10 protein-coding genes are annotated in these 15,176 nt (G+C 59.7%); 6 read left to right on the forward strand and 4 right to left on the reverse strand.

The genetic code is table 11. The features are described 5' to 3' along the window. Positions 1 to 270 precede the first annotated feature (270 nt). Both smc and ACZRJ6_RS00415 read right to left on the reverse strand, forming a co-directional pair. Positions 271 to 3,759, reverse strand: a complete 3,489-nt coding sequence (gene smc / locus ACZRJ6_RS00410; protein ID WP_463969924.1) for a chromosome segregation protein SMC — start codon at positions 3,757 to 3,759, stop codon at positions 271 to 273. A 2-nt stretch (positions 3,760 to 3,761) separates the two neighbouring features. Then, positions 3,762 to 4,421, reverse strand: coding sequence for a GntR family transcriptional regulator (locus ACZRJ6_RS00415; RefSeq protein ID WP_463969923.1), 660 nt, complete (start codon positions 4,419 to 4,421; stop codon positions 3,762 to 3,764). Between the two features lie 280 nt (positions 4,422 to 4,701). On the opposite strand from ACZRJ6_RS00415, the gene xdhA reads away from it, so the two are divergent. The 4 genes from xdhA to guaD are packed head-to-tail and all read left to right on the forward strand — an operon-like array spanning position 4,702 to position 10,730. Next, positions 4,702 to 6,156 carry a xanthine dehydrogenase small subunit gene (gene xdhA, locus ACZRJ6_RS00420; RefSeq protein ID WP_463969922.1) on the forward strand — a complete coding sequence of 485 codons (1,455 nt, stop codon included), beginning with the start codon at positions 4,702 to 4,704 and terminating at the stop codon, positions 6,154 to 6,156. Beyond that, entirely contained in the window at positions 6,149 to 8,548 is a 2,400-nt protein-coding gene (gene xdhB / locus ACZRJ6_RS00425; protein WP_463969921.1) for a xanthine dehydrogenase molybdopterin binding subunit, read from the forward strand. Before xdhA ends, xdhB begins: the two co-directional genes overlap by 8 nt. A gap of 12 nt (positions 8,549 to 8,560) precedes the next feature. Further along, positions 8,561 to 9,403 carry a xanthine dehydrogenase accessory protein XdhC gene (xdhC, locus tag ACZRJ6_RS00430; protein ID WP_463969920.1) on the forward strand — a complete coding sequence of 281 codons (843 nt, stop codon included), beginning with the start codon at positions 8,561 to 8,563 and terminating at the stop codon, positions 9,401 to 9,403. A gap of 22 nt (positions 9,404 to 9,425) precedes the next feature. Next, positions 9,426 to 10,730: a guanine deaminase gene (gene guaD / locus ACZRJ6_RS00435; protein ID WP_133101659.1), complete on the forward strand. Its 1,305-nt coding sequence runs from the start codon at positions 9,426 to 9,428 to the stop codon at positions 10,728 to 10,730. A gap of 60 nt (positions 10,731 to 10,790) precedes the next feature. On the opposite strand, the gene ACZRJ6_RS00440 is transcribed toward guaD, so the two are convergent. Next, entirely contained in the window at positions 10,791 to 11,555 is a 765-nt protein-coding gene (locus ACZRJ6_RS00440; protein WP_149412844.1) for a GntR family transcriptional regulator, read from the reverse strand. Positions 11,556 to 11,883: 328 nt separating this feature from the next. On the opposite strand from ACZRJ6_RS00440, the gene ACZRJ6_RS00445 reads away from it, so the two are divergent. Beyond that, a complete protein-coding gene (locus tag ACZRJ6_RS00445) occupies positions 11,884 to 13,074 on the forward strand; it encodes a benzoate/H(+) symporter BenE family transporter (RefSeq protein ID WP_463969919.1) in 1,191 nt (396 codons plus the stop codon). A 54-nt stretch (positions 13,075 to 13,128) separates the two neighbouring features. Here ACZRJ6_RS00445 and ACZRJ6_RS00450 read toward each other — a convergent pair whose 3' ends face one another. Beyond that, positions 13,129 to 13,473 (reverse strand): YggL family protein, encoded by a 345-nt coding sequence (locus tag ACZRJ6_RS00450; RefSeq protein ID WP_133101662.1) that lies wholly within the window; start codon positions 13,471 to 13,473, stop codon positions 13,129 to 13,131. Positions 13,474 to 13,708: 235 nt separating this feature from the next. Here ACZRJ6_RS00450 and dacB point away from each other — a divergent pair, with 235 nt between their 5' ends. After that, entirely contained in the window at positions 13,709 to 15,169 is a 1,461-nt protein-coding gene (dacB, locus tag ACZRJ6_RS00455) for a D-alanyl-D-alanine carboxypeptidase/D-alanyl-D-alanine endopeptidase (protein ID WP_463969918.1), read from the forward strand. The last annotated feature ends 7 nt before the right edge of the window (positions 15,170 to 15,176 follow it).

Genomic DNA, 15,176 nt, shown 5'->3' on the forward strand with positions numbered 1-15,176 from the left:
AAGGGGTTTAGCACCGTGCAAACCGCTTTAAAACGTGGCGCCAACTCTATGTTCTGAATGACGTTTTGCCCACGCATACGATAAATTGACATTAAACTAGCACGACCAAAGATAACTTTACACAGTTGGTGCAAATTGTGTCGATTTGCCATCTTTTCGACAACATAGGCAATCTCCTACAGCAGGCGCCAACTGTGAGCTACAAGCCCTAAGCTACAGGCTTCAAGCCAACTCACTTGCAGCTTGCGGCTTGAAACTAACAGCTCGCCGCTAGGCGTCCACCATCGCCATCGCTTCTTCGACATCCACTGCCACCAACCGCGAACAACCCGGCTCATGCATCGTCACCCCCATCAGTTGATCAGCCATCTCCATGGCGATCTTGTTGTGGGTGATATAGATGAACTGCACCGTCTGGGACATCTCTTTAACCAGTCGGGCGTACCGTCCAACGTTAGCGTCATCCAGCGGGGCGTCAACTTCGTCGAGCATGCAAAACGGCGCCGGGTTCAACTTGAAGATAGCAAATACCAGCGCCAATGCGGTCAGGGCCTTCTCGCCGCCGGACAACAAGTGGATGGTGCTGTTCTTCTTGCCCGGAGGCCGCGCCATGATCGTCACCCCTGTATCGAGTAGATCTTCGCCCGTCAGTTCCAAGTAAGCGTTGCCGCCACCGAAAACTTTTGGGAATAAGGCCTGTAAACCGCTATTAATCTGATCAAAGGTATCTTTGAAGCGGTTACGGGTTTCCTTGTCGATCTTGCGAATCACGTTTTCCAGGGTATCGAGGGCTTCTACCAGATCGGCGTCCTGGGCGTCCAGATAACGTTTGCGCTCGGACTGCTGCTGATACTCATCGATGGCCGCGAGGTTGATCGCCCCCAGTCTTTGAATGCGTGCAGCAATGCGTTCAAGTTCTTCTTCGGCTTCTTTCTCGTTGGCCTGGGCCGTCAAGGTGGCGAGGACGCCGTGCAGGTCGTAACCGTCTTCCAGCAACTGGTCTTGCAGGGTTTTGCGCCGCACCGTCAGCGCCTGCCATTCCATGCGCTGCTGTTCGAGTTGGCCACGGATCAGTTGTGATTGTTGCTCAGCCTGGGTCCGGCGTTTTTCAGCGTCCCGCAGTTCGCGGTCGGCGTCTTCCAGGGCGATTTGTGCGGTCTTGAGTTCTTCGTCGACGGTCATGCGCTTGTCGAGCAACTCTTCAAGCTTGAGCCGCAGCTCTTCCAGCGGGGCTTCGCCCTCCTCCAGATTGAGGCTCAGTTGCTCGCGCTTTTCGGTCAGGCGCTCGGACTGCATCTCCAGGCGTTCAAGGGCCTGGCGCGTGGAATCGTGTTGTGCCCGCAAGGAGCCCAGCCGCACCGCCAATTGATGTGCGTGATCCTTGTGCTGACGAGCCTCCTGACGCACCCGATCCAGGCGCTCGCGCAGGTTGTCGCGCTGGGCCAGCAGCAACTCGCGCTGCTCGGTGTCCAGTGCCATGCTGTCGAGGGCTTCCTGCAATTGCAGGCGTGCTTCACCGACCTGTTCGTGTTCCAGAGCGCGCTGCTCGCCCATCTCGGCCACTTCTTCATCAAGACGGATGCGGCGCAAAGTCAGTTGCTCGACCTTGGCCTTGCTCGCCGACAGCTGGGCTTTCAATTCGCCTTGCTGGCGCGCTTCGTCCTGCAATAGCCGACGCAAGTGTTCGCGGCCGGTCTCTTGCTGGCGCTGGGTGGCGCGCAGGGTTTGCAGTTGGCTTTCCAACGTTTCGAGAGTGACTTCACGCTCTTCGCGTTCGCCGATCAGATTGACGATTTCCTGACCTCGGGCCAGCACGCCGCTTTCCGCTTCGCTGGCACGACGCACCCGCAAGAAGTGCCGACCAATCCAGTAGCCGTCACGGCTGATCAGGCTTTCGCCGTTGGCCAACTGGCCGCGCAAGGCCAAGGCTTGCTCAAGGGTTTCCACCGGTTTGACCTGACCGAGCCAGGGCGACAGGTCAATTGCCGCCTCGACCTTGTCCAGCAGGCTGCCGGGCACACGCGCACCGTCCGCCGCGGGGCTGAGCAAGCGCAAATCACCCTGGGCAAAACCTGCCAGGTCGAAACCGCCAAAATCATCCACCAACACCGCTTGCAGATCGGCGCCGAGCACGGTTTCCACCGCCAGCTCCCAACCGGCCTCAACCTTCAAGCCTTCGGCCAAACGCGCATGCTCGGCCAGATGCTGATCGCGCAGCCATTCGGCGGTGCCGGTGCCCGGGTCCAGTGCCGCTTGCTGCAAAGCCTCAAGAGATGCCAATCGACCGTTAAGCCGCTGCAAATCGCCTTGGGCCTGCTGCTGCGCCTGGGTCGCCTGTTGCAGCTGCTGACGCAGTTGCTCCAGGCGTTCCACCTGCTGTTCTTCGCTGGCTTCCAGCTCTTCAAGGGTCATTTCACTGGCGGCCAATTGCTCACTCAGCTCCAGGATCGCCGCGTCTTCCGGGTCGGCCGCGAGTAATACGCGCTCTTCCCCCAGGCGACGCTGGCGCTCGCCCAGGCGCTCCATGCTGGTTTCCAACTGCTGGATGCGCGACTGCTGCACCTCGGCCTGTCGGCGCGGTTCGGCGCAGCGCAGGTTGAAGGCGTCCCACTGTTCTTGCCAACCGTGCATGGTGGTCTCTGATTCTTCCAGGGTCGCGGCGGCTTCTTCGGCGGCGGCACTGGTGACTTCCTGCTCTGGGGTGAGCATGCCCAGCTCTTCGCCGAGGGTCAGCAGCAAGGTGCGGTCGTGGCCCAAGTGGGATTCAGTTTCCAGCCGGGCGCGCTCGGACTCTTTCAAGTCTTCCTGCAACTGACGCAAACGTTGCTGGCCGTGCTGGATGCTCTGTTCGACCCTGGCGATGTCACCGCCCACCGAATAGAAGCGCCCCTGCACCAGATTGAAGCGCTCGGACAGGTCATGGTGACCGTCTCGCAGACGCTCAATACTGGCGTCGGCGTTGCGTTGCTCGGCCACCAGGGCCTCGAAGCTGATTTCCTGGGTGCCAATGGTCGCTTCGCGCTGGCCGACCTGCTCGTTCAAAGCCTGCCAGCGCAGCGCCGACAACTGGGCCTTGAGCTGGCGTTCTTCGCCCTTGTATTCCTGATACTTCTCGGCGGCCTGGGCCTGGCGGTGCAGACGCTCAAGCTGACGTTCAAGCTCTTCGCGCAAGTCGCTCAGGCGGGCGAGGTTTTCGTGGGTACGGCGAATGCGGTTTTCAGTCTCGCGGCGGCGCTCCTTGTACTTGGAGATGCCGGCCGCTTCCTCGATAAAGTTACGCAGGTCTTCAGGCTTGGCTTCGATCAGCTTGGAAATCATCCCCTGCTCGATGATCGAGTAGCTGCGCGGGCCCAGGCCGGTGCCAAGGAAGATGTCGGTAATGTCCCGGCGCCGGCACTTGGTGCCATTGAGGAAGTAACTGTTCTGGCTGTCGCGGGTCACTTTGCGGCGAATGGAGATTTCCGCGTAGGCGGCGTACTCACCGACCAGCGTGCCGTCGGAGTTGTCGAACACCAGTTCGATACTGGCCTGGCTCACCGGTTTACGACTGGTGGAGCCATTGAAGATGACGTCGGTCATCGACTCGCCACGCAGGTTTTTCGCAGAGCTCTCGCCCATCACCCAGCGTACGGCGTCGATGATATTCGACTTGCCGCAGCCATTGGGCCCCACCACTGCCGCCATGTTACTGGGGAAGTTCACCGTGGTTGGGTCGACGAAGGATTTGAACCCCGCCAGTTTGATGCACTTGAGCCGCACGCTTAGGCATCCGCCAGGGCAGTAATGACCAGCGAGCAACTGCGCTGGCCATAAGCGGAGAGCACCAGGCGAATCTGCGGCAGGTCACGGGCCAATACGGCGGCGAGCAACTGCTCGAACAGCTCCAGGTACTCGCTCATTTCTGCCTTGCGCTGATCCAGGGCCAGGTAATAGGCGCGGTTCATCGCCGGCTGCAGGTTCTCGACGGTTTCCTGCAAATACGGGTTGTTGGCGAAGGGATAGGCGGCGCGCATCACGTTGAAGCTTTCTTCAACGAAGGCACGGATGTCCTGGTGTTCGAAATTGCTCACCAAGCGTTGCTGGATCTGCACGAACGGCGCCATGTCGGCCTGGGTCTGCCAGCCTTCGGCTACTGCGTTACCCAGCAGGATGTACAGCTCGCCCATCAACGTACACAGGCTCTGCACCTTGTGGGCGGTGAGTTCAGTGACGTGGGCGCCACGGCGCGGCAGGATGGCGATCAAGTGCCGTCGCTCCAGGATCAGCAACGCTTCGCGCACGGAACCACGGCTGACATTGAGCGCCAGTGTGACCTTCTGCTCCTGGATCCGCTCCCCAGGCTTGAGGTCGCCGCGAATGATACGTTCGGCGAGGTGGTGAGCGATTTGCTCGGCAAGACTATCCGGCGCCTTGAACGTCATGTTTTCCCTTCAAAATCTTCTATCGATACAAGCGCGGCAGTGTAGCGCAAATGCCTGCTAATGGCGCAGGGCCCACCGATCCGAATTTGGCATGAAATAAGCAGCCGTTAAAGCCCAGAAGTCCCAAAAAACGGCGGCTCCAGAGATATGGACCATAATTAAACAGGTTGAAATCGCAATTTCTTGACCTCCTGGTCAGAAAATCGTTGACCGAAAAGTCAGACATGACTAGATTCGGCGCAAAGCGGTTAACAACAATAATGAGTCTGCGAGGCCTTCCGTGATCCAGTTTTTACTAAACCAGGAGCTCCGTAGCGAGCATGCCCTGGACCCGAACCTGACCGTGCTCAACTACCTGCGTGAGCACCTGGGCAAATCCGGTACCAAGGAAGGCTGCGCAAGCGGCGACTGTGGCGCCTGCACCGTGGTAGTCGGCGAGTTGCACACCGATGACCGGGGCATCGAGCAGATTCGCTATCGCAGTCTCAACTCATGCCTGACCTTTGTCTCGTCCCTGCATGGCAAACAACTGATCAGCGTCGAAGACCTCAAGCACCAGGGCCAGTTGCACAGCGTGCAAAAAGCCATGGTCGAATGCCACGGCTCGCAATGCGGCTTCTGCACCCCCGGCTTTGTGATGTCACTGTTCGCGCTGCAAAAAAACAGCGACGCCCCCGACAGCCAGAAAGCTAACGAAGCTCTCGCTGGCAACCTGTGCCGTTGCACCGGCTATCGCCCCATTCTCGCCGCCGCCAAACAGGCCTGCTGCAACAAGCCCCAGGACCAGTTCGACAGCCGCCAAGCCGAGACCATCGCCCGCCTCAAGAGCATTGCTCCGACCCAGACTGGTGAATTGAACAGCGGCGACAAACGCTGCCTGGTGCCGCTGACCGTCGCCGATCTGGCCGACCTCTACGACGCCTACCCGCAAGCCCGCCTGCTGGCTGGCGGTACCGACCTGGCGCTGGAAGTCACCCAGTTCCACCGTGTGCTGCCGGTGATGATCTACGTCGGCAATATAGAAGAAATGAAACGCATCGAGACCTTCGACGACCGCCTGGAAATCGGCGCGGCAACGTCGCTGTCCGACTGTTATAGCGCACTGAATAATGAATACCCCGACTTCGGCGAACTGTTGCACCGCTTCGCCTCCCTGCAAATCCGCAACCAAGGCACTCTGGGCGGCAACATCGGCAACGCCTCGCCCATCGGTGACTCGCCGCCGCTGCTGATCGCCCTCGGTGCGCAGATCGTACTGTGCAAGGGCGAAACCCGCCGTACCCTGGCCCTGGAAGACTACTTCATCGACTACCGGGTCACCGCGCGCCAGGACAGCGAGTTCATCGAGAAGATCATCGTGCCTCGCGCCAGCACCGAGCAGCTGTTTCGCGCCTACAAGGTCTCCAAACGCCTGGACGATGATATTTCCGCCGTGTGCGCCGCCTTTAACCTGCGCATTGATAACGGCGTGATCGCCGATGCCCGGGTCGCCTTTGGCGGCATGGCAGCCACCCCAAAACGGGCGAAAAGCTGTGAGACGGTGTTGATCGGCTCCGTGTGGAATTCGGCGACGGTGGAAAAAGCCTGCTCGGCCCTGGCCGAGGATTTCACCCCGCTGTCGGACTTTCGCGCCAGCAAGGAATACCGCCTGCTCAGCGCGCAAAACCTGCTGCGCAAATACTTCATCGAACTGCAAACGCCGCACATCGAGACTCGGGTGACCGCTTATGTCTAACCATCATACCGTGGAAAAATCCCAGTCCGAACTGGCCGAACTGTTTGCCAAGGACCTGACCACCGGGGTCGGCCGCAGCGTCAAGCACGACAGCGCCGCCAAACACGTCTCGGGCGAGGCGCAGTACATTGATGACCGCCTGGAATTCCCCAATCAGTTGCACCTGTATGCACGTCTGTCCGACCGCGCCCACGCGAAAATCATCAGCATCGACACCACGCCCTGCTACGCCTTCGAAGGCGTGCGCATCGTCATCACCCACAAAGATGTACCGGGCCTGAAAGACATCGGCCCGCTGCTGCCCGGCGACCCGCTGCTGGCGATTGATGATGTGCAATTCGTTGGGCAACCGGTGCTGGCTGTCGCCGCTCGCGACCTGGAAACTGCGCGCAAGGCGGCCATGGCCGCGATCATCGAATACGAAGACCTGGAACCGGTGCTGGACGTGGTAGAAGCCCTGCGCAAACGCCATTTTGTACTGGACAGCCACACTCACCAGCGCGGCGATTCAGCCGGCGCCTTGGCCACTGCCGAACACCGCATTCAAGGCTCGCTGCACATCGGCGGCCAGGAACACTTCTACCTGGAAACCCAGATTTCCTCGGTGATGCCCACCGAAGACGGCGGCATGATCGTCTACTGCTCCACGCAAAACCCCACCGAAGTGCAGAAGCTGGTGGCCGAAGTGCTGGACGTGTCGATGAACAAGATCGTGGTCGACATGCGCCGCATGGGTGGCGGTTTCGGCGGCAAGGAAACCCAGGCCGCCAGCCCGGCGTGCCTGTGCGCAGTGGTCGCGCACCTCACCGGCCAGCCAACCAAGATGCGCCTGCCCCGGGTCGAAGACATGCTGATGACCGGCAAGCGCCACCCCTTCTATATCGAATACGACGTGGGTTTCGACGACAGCGGCCGCCTGCACGGCATCCAGCTGGAACTGGCCGGCAACTGCGGTTGCTCGCCGGACCTGTCGGCGTCGATTGTCGACCGCGCCATGTTCCATGCCGACAACTCGTATTACCTGGGCGACGCCACCATCAACGGCCATCGCTGCAAGACCAACACCGCCTCCAATACGGCTTATCGTGGGTTCGGTGGTCCGCAGGGCATGGTCGCCATTGAAGAAGTAATGGACGCCATCGCTCGCCATCTGGCCCTCGACCCGCTGGCGGTGCGCAAGGTCAACTACTACGGCAAGACCGAGCGCAACGTCACCCACTACTACCAGACTGTCGAGCACAACATGCTCGAAGAGATGACTGCGGAACTGGAGGCCAGCAGCCAATACGTTGAGCGTCGCGAAGCGATCCGCCGCTACAACGCAGGCAGCCCGATCCTGAAAAAAGGCCTCGCACTCACGCCAGTGAAGTTCGGCATTTCGTTCACCGCCAGCTTCCTCAATCAGGCAGGCGCCTTGATCCACATCTACACCGACGGCAGCATCCACCTGAACCACGGCGGCACCGAGATGGGCCAGGGTTTGAACACCAAGGTCGCGCAAGTGGTGGCCGAGGTATTCCAGGTCGACATTGACCGGGTACAGATCACCGCCACCAATACCGACAAGGTGCCGAACACCTCGCCTACCGCTGCCTCCAGCGGTACCGACCTGAATGGCAAGGCCGCACAGAACGCCGCCGAAATCATCAAACAACGGCTGGTGGAATTTGCCGCGCGCAAGTATGAAGTCAGCGAAGCGGACGTCGAATTCCACAACGGTCATGTCCGGGTGCGCGAGCATATCCTCACCTTCGAAACGCTGATCCAGCAGGCGTATTTCGGCCAGGTGTCGCTGTCCAGCACCGGATTCTACAAGACCCCAAAAATCTTCTACGACCGCAGCCAGGCGCGGGGCCGGCCATTCTATTACTACGCGTTCGGCGCGGCCTGTTGCGAGGTGATCGTCGATACCTTGACCGGTGAATACAAAATGCTGCGCACCGACATCCTCCATGATGTCGGCGCTTCGCTGAACCCGGCCATCGACATCGGCCAGGTGGAAGGCGGCTTTATCCAGGGCATGGGCTGGCTGACGATGGAAGAGCTTGTCTGGAATAACAAAGGCAAGCTGATGACCAACGGCCCGGCCAGCTACAAGATTCCGGCGGTGGCGGACATGCCGCTGGACCTGCGAGTAAAACTGGTGGAAAACCGCAAGAACCCGGAAGACACGGTGTTTCATTCCAAGGCCGTGGGGGAGCCGCCGTTCATGCTCGGCATTGCGTCCTGGTGTGCGATAAAGGATGCCGTGGCGAGCCTCGGTGACTACCACCACCAGCCGAAGATTGATGCACCGGCAACGCCGGAGCGGGTGTTGTGGGGGTGTGAGCAGATGCGCCAGTTGAAGGCCGCGAAGGCTGTGGAAACTGAAACCGAATTGGCTTCGCTCTGAACGGAGGTGACCATGAACAACTGGATCAGCGCCCTCGCCGACCTGCAACACCAGGGTGAGCCCTGCGTACTGGTGACCATCATCGAAGAGCTCGGCTCGACGCCGCGCAATGCCGGCTCGAAGATGGTCATCAGTGCAGCCCAGACCTTTGACACCATCGGCGGCGGCCACCTGGAATACAAGGCGATGCAGATCGGCCGGGACATGCTCACCCGTGGCCAGCAGAACACCCATCTGGAGCGCTTCAGCCTCGGCGCCAGCCTGGGCCAATGCTGCGGCGGCGTGACCGTGCTGCTGTTTGAACCCATGGGCCAGGTGCAGGCGCAAATCGCCGTATTCGGCGCCGGGCATGTCGGCCGCGCCCTGGTGCCGCTGCTGGCCAGCCTGCCGTGCCGGGTGCGCTGGATTGATTCACGGGAACAGGAATTCCCGGAGCACATCCCCCAGGGCGTGCGTAAAATCGTCGCCGAAGAGCCTGTGGATGAAATCGACAACCTGCCTGTGGGCAGTTACTGCATCGTCATGACCCACAATCACCAACTCGACCTGGAGCTGACCGCTGCCCTGCTCAAGCGCAATGACTTTGCCTACTTCGGCCTGATCGGCTCGAAGACCAAACGGGTCAAATTTGAACATCGCCTGCGCGATCGCGGCTTTGACACCGCGCAACTACAACGCATGCGCTGCCCGATGGGGCTGGGCGAGGTCAAAGGCAAATTGCCTGTGGAAATCGCCATCTCCATCGCCGGCGAAATCATCGCCACCTATAACGCCAATTTCGGCCAGCACACTGCCAGTGCCGAACCCATTGCAAAACTGCTGCCGGCCTCGCGCCGCAGCCATGCTGCTAATTAAAAAGCCACAATTTGAGACGACTATGCCTTTGACTCGCAAAGCCTACCGTGCCGCCATTCTGCACAGCATCGCCGATCCCGCTGAAGTGGGCATCGACGCCTCCTATGAGTATTTCGAAGACGGCCTGCTGGTCATCGACAACGGCCAGATCAGCGCCCTGGGCCATGCCAGCGAATTGCTCGCCAGCCTGCCCGCCGATATCGAAGTCACCCATTATCAGGACGCGCTGATCACCCCCGGCCTGATCGACACCCATATCCACCTGCCACAAACCGGCATGGTCGGCGCCTATGGCGAGCAGTTGCTGGATTGGCTCAATACCTACACTTTCCCTTGCGAAAGCCAATTCGCCGACAAGGCCCATGCCGAAGAAGTCGCGGATATTTTCATCAAGGAACTGCTGCGCAACGGCACCACCACCGCTCTGGTATTCGGTAGCGTGCACCCGCAATCAGTGAACTCGTTTTTTGAAGCTGCCGAGAAACTCGACCTGCGAATGATCGCCGGCAAGGTCATGATGGACCGCAATGCGCCGGACTATCTGACCGACACGGCTGAATCCGGCTACCAGGAAAGCAAGGCGCTGATCGAGCGCTGGCATGGCAAAGGCCGTTTGCACTACGCGGTGACGCCACGTTTCGCACCGACCAGTACGCCTGAGCAACTGACCCTGGCCGGCCAGTTGCTGGGGGAATATCCGGATTTGTACATGCAGACTCACATCAGTGAAAACCTGCAAGAGGTCGAATGGGTCAAGGAGCTATTCCCGGAGCGCAGCGGTTATCTGGATGTGTACGACCATTACAAACTGCTGGGGGAGCGCTCGGTGTTCGCCCACGGTGTGCACTTGTGCGACGACGAATGTGCGCGGCTGGCGCAGGCGGGTTCAGCGGTAGCGTTCTGCCCGACCTCGAACCTCTTCCTCGGTAGCGGCTTGTTCAATCTGCCGATGGCCGAGAAGCACAAGCTGAATGTCGGCCTGGGTACCGATGTGGGCGGCGGCACCAGTTTCTCGCTGCTGCAGACGCTGAACGAGGCGTACAAGGTCATGCAATTGCAAGGGGCGCGGTTGAGTCCGTTCAAGTCGTTGTACCTGGCGACCTTGGGCGGTGCGCGGGCACTGCGGCTGGAAGACAAGATCGGCACCTTGCAACCAGGCACCGATGCAGACTTTTTGGTGCTGGACTACAACGCCACGCCGCTGCTCAGCTATCGCCTGAAGCAGGCCAATACCATTGCCGAGACGTTGTTTGTATTGATGACGCTGGGGGATGATCGGGCAGTGTTGCAGACCTATGCGGCGGGACAACTGGTGCATCAGCGCTGATTTAGCAGACACCACAAACCAAATGTGGGAGCGGGCTTGCTCCCACATTTTTGATCGGGTTTACAATTTTACGGACGAGCGCCCTGGCTTCTTGGTCTGCAACAAATGCGAGAACACCGCATGCAGGTCATCCGATGCGCTTTCCTCGTCGAGGTTGAGTTTGCTGTCGATGTGATCCATGTGATGCATCATCAGGTTCACGGCCAATATCGCATCCCGCGCTTGGATGGCATCGATCAGTTGGGTGTGTTCATCGTAGGAACAGTGCGAACGGTTGCCGCTTTCATACTGGGCGATGATCAGCGACGTCTGGGACACCAGGCTGCGCTGGAAGCTAATCAACGGTGCATTCTTCGCCGCCTCGGCCAGTTTCAAGTGGAACTCGCCTGAAAGACGGATACCGGCACCACGATCACCGCGCGAAAAGCTGTCGCGCTCGTCGTTGACCATCTGCCGCAACTGGGCCAACTCCTCGGCCGTGGCGTGCTGCACCGCCAGTTCAGTGATCGCCTTTTCTACCAGACGCCGGGCCAGGAATACCTGTCGCGCCTCATCAACACTTGGACTTGCGACCACCGCACCGCGATTGGGCCGCAGCAGCACCACGCCTTCATGGGCCAGACGCGACAGCGCACGGCGAATGATGGTGCGGCTGACGCCAAAGATTTCGCCCAGTGCCTCTTCACTCAATTTGGTACCGGGCGCCAGGCGTTGTTCGAGGATGGCCTCGAAAATGTGCGCGTAGACGATATCATCCTGGGTTCCACTGCGACCGGCCTTGCCAGCTCGCGGTTGTTTCTTGAGGGGCTGCAACTGTTCGTTCATGGGCACTCGGGTAGGGAGAACGGCGGCGAATTAACGGTAATACGACCACAAAGGTTCGCTGGCAAGTATCACCTAAAAACAGCGCACATTGTACACAACCCAATGCGCCAACACACTGTACGGCTGTTTACGCGGCCGTCTGTATTGCAATGAGTCGTTACGTTTGAGTTTAGGCTTGAATCCGCAATTTCTCCTTGTCGGAGAGATCTTGCTCGCGAAGAACGTCGGTGCACCGTTGGGTGTCAGACAACCCGCGTCATCGTTGACGACCATCGCGAGCAAGCTTGCTCCTACAAACCGCTTCCCAGGCATCAAGGAACACCGCCCCATGTCCGACGTCCCCCAAGCGCGATTACGCCCACTGGCCGATACCTCGCCTTCGGCCATTGTCGCCGGCTTCATTGCCATGATGACCGGCTACACCAGCTCTCTGGTGCTGATGTTTCAGGCTGGCCAGGCCGCTGGCCTGACCACGGCGCAGATTTCGTCGTGGATCTGGGCGATTTCCATCGGCATGGCGGTGTGCAGCATCGGTCTGTCCCTGCGCTACCGCACGCCAATCACCATCGCCTGGTCGACACCCGGCGCGGCGCTGCTGATCACCAGCCTTGGCGGCGTGACGTACGGCGAAGCCATTGGTGCCTACATCACCTGCGCAGTGTTGGTGACGATCTGCGGGCTCACCGGCAGCTTTGAAAAGCTGGTCAAACGCATTCCGGCGTCCCTGGCGGCGGCCTTGCTGGCGGGGATTTTGTTCAAGATCGGCAGCGAGATTTTCGTCGCCGCGCAACACCGTACCGCCCTGGTGCTGGGGATGTTTTTCACTTACCTGATCATCAAGCGCCTGTCGCCGCGTTATGCGGTGCTGTCGGCGTTGCTGATCGGCACGGCATTGTCTGGCCTGATGGGCCTGCTGGATTTCAGCGGTTTCAGCCTGGAAGTGGCCACGCCGGTGTGGACCACTCCACACTTTTCCCTGGCCGCGACCATCAGTATCGGCATTCCGCTGTTCGTGGTGGCGATGACCTCGCAAAACATGCCTGGCGTCGCCGTACTGCGGGCCGATGGCTATAACGTTCCGGCCTCACCGCTGATCACCACCACCGGGCTCGCCTCGCTGGTGCTGGCACCGTTCGGCTCCCACGGCATCAACCTGGCAGCCATCAGCGCAGCCATCTGCACCGGGCCCCATGCCCACGAAGATCGCAACAAGCGTTACACCGCAGCGGTCTGGTGCGGAATTTTCTACGGGATTGCCGGGGTGTTTGGCGCAACGCTGGCGGCATTATTCGCAGCGCTGCCCAAGGAACTGGTGCTGTCGATTGCGGCATTGGCGTTGTTTGGCTCGATCATCAATGGCCTGAGCATTGCCATGAATGAGCCGAAGGAGCGGGAAGCAGCGCTGATCACCTTTATGGTCACAGCGTCGGGGTTGACGTTATTTTCCATCGGCTCGGCGTTTTGGGGGATTGTTGCGGGAGTGTTGACGCTGGTGATTCTGAACTGGCGCAAGGCCTGACTCTTTCTACCCTGAAACGAAACAGCGACCCGGGCGGGTCGCTGTCTCATGACATCAGGCTACCGGATTGATCGGCTTTTCCGGGTACCAGACGTCCAGCAACGGGCTAGCTTCAACGCTGGTCAGCTCGCTACGGCCCTTGAGCCAGGCTTCAACAGCAACACGCTGCTCTTCGCTGACCGAACCGCGCTTCTGCAGGCAAACCAGACCGTAGTCATCGCCGCCAACATAGCCGAGGCCGTTGGCCTCCATCGCTTCTTTCAGGAATGCGTCGAGGAAAGCGTCGATAGCCTTGTCGTCCAAACCTTCTTTGAAGTCCAGGTTCAGCTCGAAACCCAGCTCTTGATATTCATCAACGCACAGTTTTTTGCGCAGACGCTGGGAACGGTTAGTCGCCATGGAACAATCCTCATAAGTAATAACGGGCGGCACTTTAGCAGTTTAAGCAGGGGTTTGCCCGTCTCTCTGGGACGGGTGGCGTACCACTGGTAAAAAAATCAGTGATTAGCAGCTATCGTTCGGCCACAAGTGGCTCCACCTTGGGGCATAATGCCGACACTTTCATGACCACTGAGGGATTTTCGTTCACATGCCCTCGTTTTTTTCACCCTCCTCGCAGTAGGGTTTATTTCTTATGATCAAATCTTTACGTCCCTTGTTACTGGCTGGCTTTCTGCTTCCTTTGGCCTTTTCCGTTTGCGCCGCACCGATCAACACCACCCTGCCCCCCAAGGTCCAGGAAGCCCTCCAGAAGGCCAAGCTGCAAAACAACGCGCTGTCCCTGGTGATGATCCCCCTCAACGGCCCTGGCACCGCGACGGTGTTCAACGCCGACGTATCAGTCAACCCGGCCTCGACCATGAAGTTGGTCACCACCTACGCCGCCCTCGAAATGCTCGGCCCCAACCACCAGTGGAAAACCGAGTTCTACACCGACGGCACCCTCAGTGGCGGCATATTGCGCGGCAACCTGTACCTCAAGGGCGGTGGCGATCCCAAGCTGAACATGGAAAAACTCTGGCTGCTGATGCGCGACCTGCGGGCCAATGGCGTGCAGCAAGTCACTGGCGACCTGGTGCTGGACCGCAACTTTTTCGTCCAGCCGCAATTGCCGGAATTCAATGACGACGGCAATGACGCCAACAAGCCTTTCCTGGTCAAGCCCGATGCCCTGCTGGTCAACCTCAAGGCCCTGCGCTTTGTCGCCCGCAACGATTCGGGCAAGGTGCTGATCTCGGTGGAACCGCCGATTGCCAGCATTCGCATCGATAACCAGGTGAAAGTGGCCAACACCAAGCAGTGCACTGGTGACGTGCGCTACAACCCGGTGACCGCCACCGACGGCAGCGTCACCGTGACAGTCAGCGGCCAGTTGGGCGATGGCTGCAGTTCGCAGACTTATCTCTCATTACTGGATCACGCTACCTACACCGCCGGCGCCGTGCGGGCGATCTGGAAGGAACTGGGCGGCAGTATCCAGGGCCGCGACGTACTTGCCCCGGTACCGAAAGACGCCAAGGTCCTGGCCCGCGCGTTCTCCCCGGACCTGGCGGAGATTATCCGCGACATCAACAAATACAGTAACAACACCATGGCCCAACAATTGTTCCTCAGCCTAGGCGCGCAATACCGCAACGATGCCGATGGCGACGATGCCAAGGCCGCCCAACGCGTGGTGCGCCAGTGGCTGGCGAAGAAAGGCATCACCGCACCGCACCTTGTGATGGAAAACGGTTCGGGCCTGTCCCGCGCCGAACGGGTCAGCGCCCGTGAGATGGCGACCTTGTTGCAGGCGGCCTGGAGAAGCCCGTATTCGGCGGAGTTCATCAGCTCGATGCCGATTGCCGGCACCGACGGCACCATGCGCAAACGCCTGAAGACCACCGCCCTGCGCGGTGAAGCCCACGTCAAGACCGGGACCCTGAACACCGTCCGGGCGATTGCCGGCTTCAGCCGCGATAACAATGGCAATACCTGGGCAGTGGTGGCAATCCTCAACGATCCTAGGCCGTGGGGCGCTTCGTCGGTGCTGGATCAGGTGCTACTGGACCTGTATCGCCAACCTAAGTTGGCGACCATCGCACCGATACTGTAATTGTGAC

The sequence above is a fragment of the Pseudomonas sp. C321 genome (genome assembly GCF_055407105.1).

Coding starts and splice junctions, on each gene's coding strand:
- ACZRJ6_RS00415 (WP_463969923.1), bottom strand. CDS start 4,421: ATGACGTTCAAGGCGCCGGATAGTCTTGCCGAGCAAATCGCTCACCAC.
- xdhB (WP_463969921.1), top strand. CDS start 6,149: ATGTCTAACCATCATACCGTGGAAAAATCCCAGTCCGAACTGGCCGAA.
- xdhC (WP_463969920.1), top strand. CDS start 8,561: ATGAACAACTGGATCAGCGCCCTCGCCGACCTGCAACACCAGGGTGAG.
- guaD (WP_133101659.1), top strand. CDS start 9,426: ATGCCTTTGACTCGCAAAGCCTACCGTGCCGCCATTCTGCACAGCATC.
- ACZRJ6_RS00440 (WP_149412844.1), bottom strand. CDS start 11,555: ATGAACGAACAGTTGCAGCCCCTCAAGAAACAACCGCGAGCTGGCAAG.
- ACZRJ6_RS00445 (WP_463969919.1), top strand. CDS start 11,884: ATGTCCGACGTCCCCCAAGCGCGATTACGCCCACTGGCCGATACCTCG.
- ACZRJ6_RS00450 (WP_133101662.1), bottom strand. CDS start 13,473: ATGGCGACTAACCGTTCCCAGCGTCTGCGCAAAAAACTGTGCGTTGAT.
- dacB (WP_463969918.1), top strand. CDS start 13,709: ATGATCAAATCTTTACGTCCCTTGTTACTGGCTGGCTTTCTGCTTCCT.